General features: G+C 32.4%; 16 protein-coding genes. All 16 read right to left on the bottom strand.

The window, feature by feature from the left end; translation table 11 throughout:
* Positions 1-11 precede the first annotated feature (11 nt).
* The 16 genes from H8911_RS02400 to rpmH all read right to left on the bottom strand — a co-directional run bounded on the left by H8911_RS02400 (position 12) and on the right by rpmH (position 15,068).
* Positions 12-2,249 carry a CDP-glycerol:glycerophosphate glycerophosphotransferase gene (locus tag H8911_RS02400; RefSeq protein WP_186998594.1) on the bottom strand — a complete coding sequence of 746 codons (2,238 nt, stop codon included), beginning with the start codon at positions 2,247-2,249 and terminating at the stop codon, positions 12-14.
* 1 nt (position 2,250) lies between these two features.
* The gene (tagD, locus tag H8911_RS02395) at positions 2,251-2,637 is read right to left on the bottom strand and encodes a glycerol-3-phosphate cytidylyltransferase (protein ID WP_040466417.1); all 387 of its coding nucleotides are present in this window, start codon (positions 2,635-2,637) and stop codon (positions 2,251-2,253) included.
* An 81-nt stretch (positions 2,638-2,718) separates the two neighbouring features.
* Positions 2,719-3,537, bottom strand: a complete 819-nt coding sequence (locus tag H8911_RS02390; protein WP_154555299.1) for an ABC transporter ATP-binding protein — start codon at positions 3,535-3,537, stop codon at positions 2,719-2,721.
* Between the two features lie 10 nt (positions 3,538-3,547).
* Positions 3,548-4,378 (bottom strand): ABC transporter permease, encoded by an 831-nt coding sequence (locus H8911_RS02385; protein WP_117924483.1) that lies wholly within the window; start codon positions 4,376-4,378, stop codon positions 3,548-3,550.
* A 143-nt stretch (positions 4,379-4,521) separates the two neighbouring features.
* Complete coding sequence (gene rpoE / locus H8911_RS02380; protein WP_186998593.1) at positions 4,522-4,869, bottom strand: DNA-directed RNA polymerase subunit delta; 348 nt, start codon at positions 4,867-4,869, stop codon at positions 4,522-4,524.
* A gap of 25 nt (positions 4,870-4,894) precedes the next feature.
* Positions 4,895-6,529 carry an arginine--tRNA ligase gene (gene argS, locus H8911_RS02375; RefSeq protein ID WP_117924479.1) on the bottom strand — a complete coding sequence of 545 codons (1,635 nt, stop codon included), beginning with the start codon at positions 6,527-6,529 and terminating at the stop codon, positions 4,895-4,897.
* Complete coding sequence (locus H8911_RS02370) at positions 6,516-6,902, bottom strand: DUF1934 family protein (protein ID WP_117924477.1); 387 nt, start codon at positions 6,900-6,902, stop codon at positions 6,516-6,518. Before H8911_RS02370 ends, argS begins: the two co-directional genes overlap by 14 nt.
* Before the next feature lie 168 nt (positions 6,903-7,070).
* A complete protein-coding gene (locus H8911_RS02365) occupies positions 7,071-8,270 on the bottom strand; it encodes an HD domain-containing protein (protein WP_186998592.1) in 1,200 nt (399 codons plus the stop codon).
* On the bottom strand, positions 8,237-8,656 hold the full coding sequence (locus tag H8911_RS02360; RefSeq protein ID WP_186998591.1) for a (deoxy)nucleoside triphosphate pyrophosphohydrolase: 420 nt from the start codon (positions 8,654-8,656) through the stop codon (positions 8,237-8,239). The genes H8911_RS02365 and H8911_RS02360 overlap by 34 nt, the downstream gene beginning before the upstream one ends.
* Positions 8,643-8,912 (bottom strand): RNA-binding S4 domain-containing protein, encoded by a 270-nt coding sequence (locus H8911_RS02355; protein WP_186998590.1) that lies wholly within the window; start codon positions 8,910-8,912, stop codon positions 8,643-8,645. Before H8911_RS02355 ends, H8911_RS02360 begins: the two co-directional genes overlap by 14 nt.
* Positions 8,912-12,307 carry a transcription-repair coupling factor gene (mfd, locus tag H8911_RS02350; protein WP_186998589.1) on the bottom strand — a complete coding sequence of 1,132 codons (3,396 nt, stop codon included), beginning with the start codon at positions 12,305-12,307 and terminating at the stop codon, positions 8,912-8,914. The genes H8911_RS02355 and mfd overlap by 1 nt, the downstream gene beginning before the upstream one ends.
* Positions 12,308-12,310: 3 nt before the next feature.
* Complete coding sequence (gene pth / locus H8911_RS02345) at positions 12,311-12,871, bottom strand: aminoacyl-tRNA hydrolase (RefSeq protein WP_154555293.1); 561 nt, start codon at positions 12,869-12,871, stop codon at positions 12,311-12,313.
* A 36-nt stretch (positions 12,872-12,907) separates the two neighbouring features.
* On the bottom strand, positions 12,908-13,534 hold the full coding sequence (locus H8911_RS02340) for a Jag family protein (protein ID WP_117924465.1): 627 nt from the start codon (positions 13,532-13,534) through the stop codon (positions 12,908-12,910).
* A 9-nt stretch (positions 13,535-13,543) separates the two neighbouring features.
* Positions 13,544-14,536 carry a YidC/Oxa1 family membrane protein insertase gene (locus H8911_RS02335; RefSeq protein WP_117924463.1) on the bottom strand — a complete coding sequence of 331 codons (993 nt, stop codon included), beginning with the start codon at positions 14,534-14,536 and terminating at the stop codon, positions 13,544-13,546.
* Between the two features lie 11 nt (positions 14,537-14,547).
* Positions 14,548-14,889 carry a ribonuclease P protein component gene (gene rnpA, locus H8911_RS02330; RefSeq protein ID WP_117924461.1) on the bottom strand — a complete coding sequence of 114 codons (342 nt, stop codon included), beginning with the start codon at positions 14,887-14,889 and terminating at the stop codon, positions 14,548-14,550.
* Positions 14,890-14,933: 44 nt separating this feature from the next.
* A complete protein-coding gene (gene rpmH, locus H8911_RS02325; protein WP_003865695.1) occupies positions 14,934-15,068 on the bottom strand; it encodes a 50S ribosomal protein L34 in 135 nt (44 codons plus the stop codon).
* Positions 15,069-15,118: the final 50 nt, after the last annotated feature.

Genomic DNA, 15,118 nt, shown 5'->3' with positions numbered 1-15,118 from the left:
CTCTCCTTTTTTTACTTAAATACTTCTTCTACAATATGCTTTGACGCATTTCCATCGTCGTAGCAACAGAAACGTTTGTAGAATTCTTCGTAACGTTCTTTATATTCTTCATTTATTTGATCAATATTCAAAATCGCATCCACAACTTCTTCACTCGTATACAATAGTGGACCAGGAACTTCTGTATTCATATCAATATAGAATCCACGTAACTGATTTTTATACTTTTCAATATCATATGTATAGAAAAGTACTGGTCGTTTTAAGTTCGCAAAGTCAAAGAATACACTTGAGTAATCCGTGATACAAATATCACTGATCAAATAGATTTCACTGATATCATCATATTTACTTAAATTGTACACAAAGCCTTCAAGACCTGTTGTATCGATGTTATCTGCGATATAGTGGTGTGTTCTTAATAAAACAACATATTCATCCGATAATTTTTCCATCATCAACTTCAAATCTAAAGCCAACGTAAATTTGTACTCCCCTTTTCCATAGTGCTCATCATCACGCCATGTCGGAGCATATAAAATTGTTTTCTTATCTTCTGAAATACCTAGTTTCTTTCTTAGGTCTTTCGCAATTTCATCTTTGTTGGGCCAATATAAAATATCATTTCTTGGATATCCATATTCAAGCATCTTGCCTTCATACATAAAACAGCTTCTAAATGTTTTCGTACTAAAAGGATTGGCACTCACTAAATAATCCCATTCTTGTCTTTGACGATAGAACTGCTGTTTATATTTTGGTGATGCAGAAGTTACTTCTTCTTGATCAAATACAAGACGTTTCAATGGTGTGCCATGCCAAGTTTCAACAAATACTTGTCCTTCTCTTTTGCGATACCACAATGGTTGTCTTACATTAAATACAAAATATTTACTTATAGCTAGATAATAAGCATATTTGAATGAAAAACGTTTTACGACTTCCGCTCCATAAGGAACTTCATGACCATCATTCAATGCCCATACACACTTGTATTTTCCTGGATAATTTTTGGCAATGTATTCATAAATATATTTTGGACTGTCCGAATAGTTTTTAGCCATGAATGTCTCGAACAGAATCACATTATCTTGAATTGGTTTTTTTGAATAAATGTGATAATAAGCTAATTTAAATAATACATTCTTATTTTTGAAGACTCTAAAGAATTTTTTAATTCCTAATTTTCTTCGAACACAGCTTTGTACTCCCTTTAAATCACGATTCTGTAAACAAGCCACCATCTTTTTCGAATTACGCTTATATCGATTCATCACTTCTGGACGAATGCCATCGATTGTTTTAGCAATTCTTTCAAAATAGTCTGTACGCCATAGATCATCTTGGCTGCGACGGATTCGTTTAGACATTTTAGATACAAAGTAAGATACAATTTTACGATCTAAACAAAAACGCACAACACCCTCTTCTTTTAAAAGTATACGTGTATATTCAACCGCATCACATCTTTCATTAAAACGATTGTCATTTTCTTCCTGACTCAAAGCAGGTTCGTTAATTGGATCATTGTGTTTACGTTTTACATAAATCGCATTTTCCACTCTTAAAGCTGTATTTAGCTTTTCTAATAGAGGACACATAAACGTCATATCACTGTAATATCTGAAGTCCTCATTAAATTTAAAATTATTTCGAACGACAAAATCACGACTATACAAATTGCCTAATACAGTAAAAGTTCGGATACCTCTACGATTGTCCATTGTATAGAAAATAGCATGAGCTTGCTGCTCATCTTTTTCATAGGATGCGAATGAAACAAAATTAGAAAGCTTATTTAAGCGACGTTGCTCCCTTTCTTCTTGATCTTCTTCATCTACTTCTTTATTTTCTACTTTATGAAGATAATTGGCCTTGTTATTCCAAGTGTGATTCAATTTACCATAAACCATATCTACATCATGATCCATAGCTTTGATCATGTTTTGTAGAGTATCTTCTAAAACATAGTCATCGCTATCTAAAAAGTAGAGGTAGGCACCTTTAGCTTGTTGAATTCCAACATTTCGACATGCAGCTACACCTGTTACACCTTCTGGCAATGTATAAACGCGCATATCAAAAATAGAATTATATTCTTCTAATAAATCGTCAATATCTTCAGTTGGATGATCTAATACGACAATCAATTCAAAATCTTTAAATGTACTTTGTGCTAAGTTTTGTAGACATTCTTTAAAGTAATGTTTGTACTTAAAAAAAGGAAGGATAATACTGATAGTACGCATATTAACCCTTCAATTCCTCTTTCAGCTGTGTTGTACTGATACCCTCAGTTCTTGGCAAATAAACAACTTCACAATAATCCTTTAAAAAATCAAATTTTCCTTTCCAATCATCACCCATGACGAATACATCTACATTATATTTTTTAACATCTTCGATTTTTTGTTCCCAACTTGTTTCTGGGATTACCTTATCGACATATTTAATAGCTTCTACAATCTTCATACGATCTGTATCTTTGATCTTACAAACTTTATTTTTACCCAAATTAAACTCATCACTACTTACCGCTACAATTAAATAATCCCCTAATTCTTTTGCACGGCGTAATAAATTTAAATGGCCTACATGAAATAAATCAAAAGTTCCATATGTTATTACTGTTTTCATGAGTTATAAACCTCCCTATATAAACACTGTAATTGTAAACTATTTTTGATAAATTGAAAAGGAGTCACTAAAACTCCTTTATTAACCAAATAATTTTGCGATGCCCTTCTTTTCTTTTTTAGGTAATAATCGCTTCTCAAATTTTTCATCCAAGAATTTTTTCTTTTCTTTTTTACTCATAGCCTCTAACTTATCCACATAAACCGAATAATCATCACAAACCTTGTCAATATCTCCCATTTCAACAAGTTGCCCACCTTCGATCCACATTCCTGTTTTACAGAATTCACGAACCTGACTTAACGAGTGAGAAATAAAGAAGATTGTTTTTCCTTCTTCATCTCTTAATTTCATCATTCGTTTCATACATTTCTTCGCAAAACCTTTATCACCAACACTTAATGCTTCATCGACAATAAAAATATCTGGATTTAATGCAAGTGAGATGGAAAATCCTAAACGAGATTTCATACCTGATGAATATTTTTTAACTGGTTGATATAAGAAATCACCTAATTCTGCAAAATCAATGACATCATTCGTGATTTCCTGGATACGTTTCTTTCTTAACCCCATCAAAGCTCCTTTAACGTTGATGTTTTCAAGTCCTGTTAATTGTTGGTTCAATCCTGTGTTAATAGCAATCAATGCTTGTTCTCCATTAATTTTCATCGTACCACTATTGATTTCAGAAATTCCTGACAACAATAAAGATAAAGTTGATTTACCAGAACCATTGGTTCCCAAAATTCCAACAACATCACCTTTTTTCACTTTGAAAGATACATCTTTTAAGGCATAGAACTCTTTTTTATCTGTTTTATATTGATTGTTTTTATTTCTTAAAGTATAAATTTTTGAAATATTTTCGACTTCAACAGCATATTCTTCTTTGGACATAAAAGCCTCCTTAAATCATATCAATGAATTTCTTTTTGAAGGTATACATCAAAAAGCATCCTAGCGCAAAAATCGCAAAAACTAAACACCAGAAATAAAGTGTAATTGCAGGATGATCAAAAACATTTCTTCCATAGAATACAGCATCTCTATATCCTTGAATAATATAATAAACTGGATTTACCTTTACAAGCTTATTTAGAATACTCGCAAATGGAACATCCGGTTTAAAATGACAATCCCATAAGATTGGAGAAAAATACATCAACATACGCATGATTGAAGAAATAAATTTCTTTACATCACGCCACAACATAGTAAGCACAGATAATACAAGTGAAATCGCTTCTCCAAGCATAAATGCACAGAACATATAATAGATGATCCATAACCAATTTAGATTTGGATACCACCCACTTAAAATTAAAGCGACAAATGTGATAATCAACATCACAAAGTGATTAAACAATTCTTTTAAACAAACGGTTGCCGGTAAAACAGATACAGGAAACTTCATTCTTGTGATGACATTGGTTTTTGAGAATACCGCAGAACACCCATCTACAATGCATGGACGGATATACCACCATACACTAAATGCCACAACAAGCCATGGTAAATATTCTACCGTAATACCTTTGTATGTCTGAGCTTTTCTTCCCCAGGCAATACCAAACACTAGCCAATATGTGAAAACTTGGATAGCGGGAGAAGCAAAGTTCCAAAAAATACCAAATTTTGAATCTCGCATATCTGACAACAATTCATATTTTGCAATACAGAAAATACGATAAACATTTGAAAAATTCTCTTTTATAACATATGAAATGCTTTTAAACATATAAAAATTCTCCTTAACAACTTCTAGTTTATCAAATTTTTCATAGAAAAAAAATCTGCATGATGCAGATTTTCTTGCATTCCTTCTCCTTTCCACTTTAATTCTAACAATTCAAAGTGAATTTATTGTGAAAAGAGCGCTTTTTATTCGTTTTCTTCTTCGTCAATTTCTTTTTCTACTTCATCTAATTCATCTTCAATCAATTCTGAATCTTCTTCATCCTCATCATCTTCATCGATTGCGATAGAATCTGTATCCATAACACTTTCTGAATACGTGTGACGTGAACGCAAATCCCAAGTATTTTGTGACATATTCAAGAAACGTCCGTCTAAAGATAAATCTGTGTAAAATTGAGCAATATTATCTTCAAACTGCGTTTGATTAAATCCCATTTCCTGACTTACATCTTTCCAAAGATCAACAAATGGCATAGATCCATTATTATTTGTCAATACTTGATATGCAACTTCAATCATAGACTTTTTCATAATTCAATAAAACTCCTCTTAATACTTACATTGATTCAACGGCTTCAACACCAATACATTCTAATGCGTTGGCCAAAACAATTTGTGTTGCCTTTACTAAGGCTAGACGTTGTGCACTTAGTTCTAAATTATCACGATCTACAACTTTACATACGTTATAGAAACTGTGGAACTTACTAGCTAAATTTTGAATATAGTGACACATTTTGTGAACTTGACGAGACTGAGCAGTTTCAACGATTACTTTATTGAATTCTTGTAAAGACTTCATTAATTCAATTTCTTTTTCGTTTGTCAAATCTTCAAAACTTGTTGCCAATTCAATATCCTGTGCCTGTTTTTGAATAGAACACATACGAGCATGAGCATATTGTGCATAGTAAACTGGGTTTTCATTTGATTTCTTAGTTGCCAATTCAATATCGAAATCTAAATGTGAATCCAATGCACGTTGTACAAAGAAATAACGAGCTGCATCAACACCTACTTTATCACATAGTTCATTAATTGTTGTTGCGTTTCCTAAACGTTTTGACATTTTCATTTCTTCACCATTTGATACTAAACGAACCATCTGGATAATATCAACATGCAATTTATCCGCATCATTTCCTAATGCTGTCATACTTGCTTTTAAACGAGGAATATATCCATGGTGATCCGCTCCAAAGAAGTCAACCAACATGTCAAATCCACGTTGACATTTATCGTTGTGATATGCGATATCTGGAACCAAATATGTTAATGAACCATCTTGTTTTCTTAAAACACGATCTTTGTCATCTCCAAATTTTGTAGTTTCAAACCACAATGCTCCATCTTTTTCATATACATATCCTTTTTTGTTTAATTCATTGATAGCTGCTTCTACTTTACCAGCATCACGAATGCTTTGTTCACTTGACCAAACATCGAAGTGTACACGATAACGATTTAAGTCTTTTCTAATTTTATCTAATTCAAATTTGATTCCTTCTTTTCTGAAGAATTTCAAATTCTCTTCTGTTGGTTCTAAGTATGTTTGTGGATATTCTTTCGCCAATTCATATCCTTTTTCTTCAACATCCTTACCCATGTATCCGTCCTGACCAATTTCAGTTGGAATTCCTTGTGCCTGACGATAACGAGCATTTAATGATAATGCTAAGTTTGTGATCTGATTACCAGCATCATTCACATAGTATTCACGAGTTACATCGTATCCAGCTTTTTTCATGATACGAGCACAACTGTCTCCCCATGCAGCTCCACGAGCATGTCCTAAGTGTAATGATCCAGTTGGATTGGCACTAACATATTCCAAATCCACTTTAATGCCGTTAGCTGGCTGTTGTCCATAGTTTTCTTTCTGAGCTAACACTTCAGAAATAACTGTACTAAAACGGTCTTTTGATAATGTAAAGTTTAAGAAGCCAGGTCCTGCAATTTCTACGTTAGAAACCATTTCCAATGAGAACGTATCTAATATACTTTGTGCAATCATTCTTGGATTCTGGTGTAATTGACGAGTTAATTGCATCGCAACATTACTTGAGAAATCACCGTGATCTTTATTTTTTGGTGTTTCAACCACAATGTTTTGTACATCTAAATCTAAATCAAATGCTTTTTTTACTGCATTTTGAATAGCCTGCTTTAATTCAACTTCAATTGACTGCATATGTCTCCTCCTTATTTATATATAGTACAAAGTGAAATTCTTGTTTTTCATTCCCTTGTATAAGACTGTATTTAACTTCTACACAATTTTCATCTACATCATAATGACTTGTATGACAATCCAAATCTATTTTTCCAAATTCAGTTTCTATGTGACCTTTTGTTTGACTATTTAAACGTAGTGTCAAATTCACAATAATATCCGATTCACTACGAATTACCAATCCTTTTTTCCAAATTCTCCATTCGAAATGATGTGTATCATTATTAAAAGAAACTAATAGACCTTCATTACCAGAAAAGTCAATCTTAGCCTCTCCTTTATACAATGTTTGATTCGAAATTTTATCAAATAAATATACCTGATTTGTCATAGCTAGTGCATAATATCACACTCTGATTTTTTTGCAAGAAAATTTATTAAAAAACATAACAATTTAATGAAAATATATCAAAATTAATCTAAAATTCTCCTTTTTTTATAAAATTACACTATTTTTTCACAAGTGAAAACGGTAACACATCACATGTTACCGTAGTTTTTAAAGTATTTCTTTTGGAAAATAAATACGCTTATTTGTTTGATTTTTCATCTTTAATAATGCCTTAACAATCTGTGAACAACTCGATAAAGATACCCGTTCTTTTTTAGAATCTAACATCCATATTATTTGATTCTCATCATTTTCTGTATAAGGCAAATATGCTTTAGAATGTGAAATAGCTTCATAATAGTAATAATCTAAGTCATGTCCGGAGACCACCAATTTATTCTTGATTTCTTGAATTTGTTGGTGACTTGGATCTTCTATCCATTCAAACAAATGACGATTCAAAATTCGATTTGCGAAATCCTTTAGAATTTCATCTTCACATTCTAGAGCTTGTTGAAAACCATAGAACATTCGATGTTCATCCATTAAATAAAAATCCTTATTCGATAACTCGCCATTCAATAATGGTTCAAATACTTCTATGTTTCGTACTTGTGCATATCGTTTAAAGAATTGTTGAATCATAATTTCATATGATTTGGCATCTGGATGAAGGTAAACCTGCCAATACATGTGGTATCTTGCCATAATATAGTCTTCAATACTGTGCATTCCACTCATTTTCACACATAGAGAATCATTTTTTACTCGTAAAGTACGTAAGATTCTTTCCAAATCAAAATTTCCATAGCTTGTACCTGTTTCGTAGGCATCTCTTAATAGATAATCCATTCGATCCGCATCCAGTTGTGAACTAATCATTTGATACATCATTGGTTTTGCATGTTGATGTGTTAGAATCAACACAATATTTTGTGGAAGAGCCTCATCCTCTTTAATTAGTGCTTTATGAATTTCTGTTTCTGGATCCAAAATTAAATCACAAGTCATTTGTTCATGATGTTTCTTGTGAAGTGTTTCAAAGAAGTGAGAAAATGGTCCATGTCCTAAATCATGCAACAGAGCAGCACATAAAACCTGAATTTTTTCATATTCACTTAAAGTAGCCGCAATTGAATCCACTTCTTCACACATCCGTCTTGTGATTTCATATACCCCTAAACTATGAGAAAACCGGGAATGCTCCGCCGTATGATAGATTTGAAAATCCCCACCCAATTGATGGATGCGATGCAATCTTTGAAATTCTTTTGCGTTGATACAATCCCATATCACTTGATACTTCACATGAATATATCCATGCACAGGATCTCTTAATACTTTGGTTTCATTGGTTTTGTTAAACATGGCCATACCCCCTTTAATGCTTCTACAAGCATTTTATCAGATTTAAAGAAGTTATAGTCATATATATGATCTGGAGTTGTCCAAATATATTCTGAATGCACACTTAATTTTGTTGGTTTTTCATTAGAAGTACATGTGAAACAAGTTAAGTGAATTTCATATCCATCTTGATAATCCACGCTAGAAGCTAAATATTGCACATTGTGAATGTCAATATCACATTCTTCTTTCCATTCCCGAATTAATGCCTCTTCTTTTGTTTCACTTTTCTCAACTTTTCCACCAGGAAATTCAAAGAAACCTTTGCTTGAACCATAATTTCTTTGGGCAATCATCACTTTTCCATCTATGATAAGAGCTCCGCACACAACATTAAGCTTGTTCATCTTCGATTCTTTCTTCGTGTATAATTTCAAACAATAGTTGGGCATTTTGTTTCGAAACTTGTTTTTGAATATCTAATACACGAATTTCAAGAAGTCTTGCTCCAAAACGAATACGAATTGTATCACTTATTTTTAATTCTGTACTTGGTTTTGCCACTCGTTCATTGACCCAGATACGTCCTTGTAAAGCTAATTCTTTAGCAGCTTCTCTTCTTTTTAAGATTCGTGCTGTTTTTAAATATTTATCTAATCGCATCAAAACTCTCCTTCTAATTTATCAATAACCTGCATCAACAATTCAATATGTTTCTTTAATCGTTTAGAAATCATGATCTTAATTTTTCCACTCTCTAATTTCAAATTGATCTTTCGACTAATATCATTGATAGCTCCAAATAATTTGACACCATCACAATTCTTTGACCATTCAGCACTCATTGTGATTGTAACGACGTCATCTGTTTCTTTTAATGATTCAACACCTTCTCGATTCACAAAGAAATCCAGTTTTTTCTGTTCAAACAATTGTTTTACTTCATTTGGAATATGCCCAAATAAGTCTTCAACACGTTTTTCATATTCAATCAATTCAGTAAGACTCTCTGTTTTCTTAATGTGTTGATAGATTTCTAATTTATCTCCATCATTATCTGTGAATTTTTTAGGTATATATCCCGATAGCTGAACTTGAGCCACTTTATCATTCTTTTTATTCTCAATTGGCTTGCCTTGCTTTTCCTTAATGGCACTTGCCAACATTTCAAGATATAAATCCAAACCAACATCATCAATAAATCCTGCTTGTTGCGGCCCAAGCATGTCTCCGGCTCCACGAATTGTTAAATCTCGCATAGCCACTTTATATCCACTGCCTAAAGATGTAAATTCTTTAATGGCTTTTAACCTTTTATGTGCCTGTTCTGTTAATTCTTTTTGTGGCTGTACCAATAAATAACAATATGCGATTTTTTCACGACGCCCCACACGACCTCGAATCTGATAAAGTTGAGACAATCCAAAACGATCGGCATCATCAATGATCATCGTATTCGCATTCGCAATATCTAGTCCAGTTTCAATAATTGTTGTACAAACTAAAATTTGATATTTATCTTGTTCAAAATCAATCATCGTCTGCTCAATATCATTCTTATCCATACGTCCATGTGCCACTGCTACTTTGGCATCAGGGAACATATTTTGAATATTTTTAGCTACAGAATAGATATTCGATACGTGGTTATACAAATAAAAAACTTGTCCTCCACGAGATAATTCTCTTTGAATGATTTCTTTCACGACACTCTTTTTGTTTTCCATCACATACGTTTGAATTGGATGACGATGTAATGGTGGTGTATTCAATTGTGAAATCGTACGTACCCCAATCAAAGACATCTGTAAAGTTCTAGGAATTGGTGTTGCACTTAAAGATAAAACGTCGATTGTGTTTTTCATCTCTTTAATTTTTTCTTTGTGCTCAACTCCAAATCGCTGCTCCTCATCAATAATCAATAAACCTAAGCTTTTATATTGAAAAGATTTATTCAATAATTTATGTGTACCAATAATAATATCAACTTGCCCGTCCGCCAATTCTTTTTTAATCTGACTCATTTCTTTTGTTGGCACAAAACGATTCACTACGCGAATATTAGCACCTACATTTTCAAAACGCTTTATAAACGTCTGATAATGTTGCATAGATAAAATTGTAGTTGGGCACAGTAAAGCTACTTGTTTATTATTTGAAATAGCCTTGAATGCAGCACGCATAGCTACTTCTGTCTTACCAAACCCTACATCTCCACATAATAAGTGATCCATTGGTTTTGACTTTTCCATTTCTCGTTTGATTTCTTCTGTAGCTTTCATTTGATCTGGTGTTGCCTCATATTCAAAGGCTTCTTCAAATTCTCTTTGTAGATCATCATCTTTACTGAACGCAAAACCAATATCTTCATTTCGCTTCGCATATAACTCAACTAATCGAGACGCAATTTCTTCAACCTTTTTAGAAACCTTTTCCTTCGTCTTTTTCCATTTGTTAGAACCCAATTGCGATAATTTGATGCCCACACCTTCTTTGGACACATATTTTCTTACCAACTGAAATTGTGATAATGGGACAAATAATTCATCGCCTCCATTGTATAAAACATGTAAATAATCTAATGTCTTTCCTTTTATTTTTCGCGTTGTAATTCCAACATATTGGCCAATACCATATTGTTCATGTACAACATAATCGTTTGGTTCTAGTTCAAGAATATTCTGTAAAATCTGACCTTGTTTAAATGTTTTCTGATAACGCTTAATTTGACTAGGATGATGAAATAATTCCTGTTGTGTATAAACAGAAATATCTTCATATGTAAATCCTTCATAAAAGTCATCTTTAATAAATGTGATATTCCTATGAATTGAATAAGCTTTTAAGGCTTCCTGCACTTTTTTTGTATGTTCCTCATCCAAAGAAATATAGATATTTTCCCCTTTTAGATTCTCTAGAATTTGAATCAATGGTTGATCTGATTGTTCTAATGTCTCTATATTTGAGAAGATTGGATGTTTAAAATCTAAGAAATCATGGAACATCTGAATCGTATGTTCTTTTTCAAATGTAAGTATGTCATGGAACATACAATACTTAGGTAAATATTGATGCGATTCAACCATTTCCTGAATAAAAGATATCGTTTCCTCATTCAATTTTTTATATCCACTTTCCACTTCTTCCTGACTTGAGAAAATAATGTGTCCATTGATATAGTCAGTTAATTTATTGGCATTTAAATAACTAAAATAAATATACAAATGTGGATCAATATTATAGTTTTCTATAGAAATCTTATCTTTTTCAATATAATCTAATAAGAAGTCATAATCATCTTGAATTAATTTTGCCTGTTGTTTTTCTAATTCAGAATCAATTTCTTTTTGAAGATACTCAATCTGATCATCTGTAAACAATAAATCTGTAGCTGGATTAATCAATACAGAATCTATTGTTTGAATTGTTCGTTGAGTTTCTTCATGAAATAAACGAATGGATTCAATCACTGTATCAAAAAATTCAATACGAATTGGATGTTCATATTCAAGGCAATATACATCGACAATTCCTCCACGACTTGCGTATGTACATGGACGATCTACATAATTGACCTTTGTATAGCCGGCACGATTTAGTTTTTGTTTCAATTCTGCCATCGTAATTTCTTGATCTACTTCAAATTTGTAACAAAGACTTTTAAATAATTCTTTATCGGGTAAGTAACGTAAAAAGGCCGCCGTATTACATATGATAATACGTGGCTTATCTTCTTTCACAAGCTGAGTTAATACATAGAGTTGTTCTTGTTTATCTTCTGGACTTGAAGCGATGGCTTGTACACGCAAAGATTCTTCCATCACAAATAATAATGTATCATTGATAAGTGGTTTCAATCTTTGATAGAGTTGTTGCGCTTCATAACGATTTTTCTTAACTACAATTCGTGTTTGTTGATCCTGCATAAAAGCACTGGCCATACATAAAGCTTCTTCATTTGGAAATAAGTTACCAATATTATTGCCAAATTGAAGCATTTGTTGAGCTACTGGATTGGACTGTAATTTATTTAATATTGTATCTTTCAAAAATATCACCTTCTACTTCTTATTATACCTATTCATTGTGTCACTAAAAGAGTGTTTTATTGAAAATTTAGCTGCTTTCGCGGCTTGTTCTAAAGCATGATTTAAATCCTCTTGTTGTTCTTGAGGGAATTTACCCAGTACCCAGTCTACAACTGGAATTAATTTATCTTTACCAATTCCTATGCGAATACGATCAAATTCCTGTGTGCCAATATGAGAAATAATACTCTTGATTCCGTTATGACCACCAGCACTACCTTTTTGACGCAAACGAAGTTTTCCAACAGGCATATCCATATCATCATATAATACAAGGATATCTTCAGAAGGCACTTTATAGAAATCCATGCATTGTCTTAATGCGATACCACTATTATTCATATATGTGGTTGGTTTTAATAAAATTATGTCTTCTCCATCAATTTTCTTTTTCGCAAAATAAGCCGAAAACTTTTCCTGATTAAAATCCATTTCTAGCATTTGTGCCAATTTATCAATCGCCATAAAGCCTGCATTATGACGCGTATTTTCATATTCTCTACCAATATTCCCTAATCCAATAATAATTTTCATGAAGCCCTCCTTCAAAAAAATAACGGGATTATCCCGTTATTCTTCATCTTTTCCTGGTGTATACAAAATGTGTAAACGACGTCCTTCGCCTTCACCTTCACTCTTAGTAGAAATATCGTTCATTCCTGCTAAAGCATTGTGAATTGCCTTTCTTTCATCGGCTGGCATTGGATCTAATACTGCATCTACTTTTGTACGACGTACATCTTTTGCGACGCGAACTGCCATTTTACAGATTTTTTCGTATCTTTCTTCCTTATAACCATTCACATCGATTAAAAGTCCGATACGCTTTTTGAATGCTGCACTTACTGCAGCTTTAACTAAACGATTGAATGCTTGTAAAGACTTACCCGCTTTACCAATCATAATCGCATTGTTTTTTGTGTTTACAGTAATACGATAAAAACCATGATCATTTTCAATTTCAACAGTTCCATCTAATTCTGCATTGTCAAAATATGTTTGAATATATGACTTAATGAAATCTTCAATATCTTTTGGGCAATATGCTTCAATTTCAATTGTTTTTCCGATTCCTAAAAAACCACTTTTTTCTTCTGTAACTTCATAATGAAGTTCTTCTTTTGTACATCCTTTAGCATTGCAAGCAGCTGCTAAAGCTTCATCTAAAGTTTTTCCAGTAAATTTAGCGAATTCCATATGTTATACCTACTTTTTGTTCATAACTTTGTGTAGGATCAATGATTGACATACACGAATTACACTTGATACTAACCAATAGAATGACATCGCCATTGGCCATGAAATATACATAATACAAATCATTGCTGTCATGAAATACATTGACATGTTCATGCTGTTAGCCATAGGATTTGTTTCTTCCTGTGCATATTTTTTAACTTTAACGTTATCTTTCTTATCTTGCCATTTCTTTAACCATTGAGGTAATTTCATTGATACAATATAGAAGATAACCATCAACACATAAATTGAGATATATGCGATATCGAGTGCTTTAAATCCATCAAGTGGAGTACCTGCTAAAGAAATACCCATAAAGCTTCCGCTAACAACACTTACTGAACGCATTGTTGCATAATACATACCCATCATGATTGGCAGCTGGATGAAAGTAATTAACATTGAACCAAATGGGTGAATATCGTATTTTTGATAAATATTCTGCATTTCTTGAGCCATCTGCATTTTAGAACGCTCATCTGTTTTATCTTTATATTTATTTTGAATCTTTTGAATTTCAGGTTGAATTTCCTGCATTCTTTGTGTAGACATTTGTGATTTACGTGTAAATAAAAATACAAGCACCTGAATTAACAATGTTGTTAAAATAATACCTACACCGGCATCTGTTTTTGCTGAAATTAAGTTGATAATTTGTGCAATTGGCCAAACAATTAAACCTTCGAACCATCCTTTTGACATAGATTCTTTAAAAGTTGTTGGTTGAATTGTATATTGTCCATCTTTAATATTCTTTTTAATTTCTTTCTTTAATTCTTTATCAGAAATGTCTTTGTAATTGATTTGACTTGCATCAATTGTTGTTTCTTCACTTGCAATAATTTGGTCTGCTAATGTTTTTCCATCTCTACCTCTTGGATTTGCACAAGCCGTACATGTTAATAATACCAACATACATAGAAAGACCAATTTTGCTTTTTTCTGCAAAAATTGTTTCATTTTTTATTCCTCTACTTCTTCAAAAATCTTTTATTTATCCGATTTTGATTTTCTTTCATTTCATTTTTATTTTCTTCAAACAATTTATTTGCGTAGGCAGGTCGGACTATAATAATAAGATCATATCCCTCTTCAAATGTAAAAATATCATCTACTATACTACGAAGCTGTCTTTTCACTTTATTTCGACAGACCGCATTTCCTAATTTTTTGCCAACACTGATTCCGACTCTTGCATGGTCTAGTTTACGTTTTTGAAAATAACAAACAAAAGACGACGACTTAACAAATTGTCGATTCTGGATGATGGAAGAAAACTCATAGTTTTTTAATACACGAAATTCTTTTTTCATGTTATTTCCCTATCCAGACAAAAAAATCACCTAGCAGGTGATTTCTATGCGGATAAAACCTTTCTGCCTTTCGCTCTTCTTCTAGAAAGAACGTTACGTCCACCAACAGTTGCCATACGAGCACGGAAGCCATGAACTTTTTGGTGTTTTCTCTTACTTGGCTGATATGTTCTTTTCATCTTGATTACACCCCTCAGTCTTCTTCTTCTAAATTTTCAAATAAGATTGC

It is taken from the genome of Holdemanella hominis (assembly GCF_014306155.1).
Lineage (GTDB): Bacteria > Bacillota_I > Bacilli_A > Erysipelotrichales > Erysipelotrichaceae > Holdemanella > Holdemanella hominis.
The sequence above is the reverse complement of the archived record's forward strand: the minus strand, read 5'-3'. Positions and strand labels throughout refer to the sequence as shown.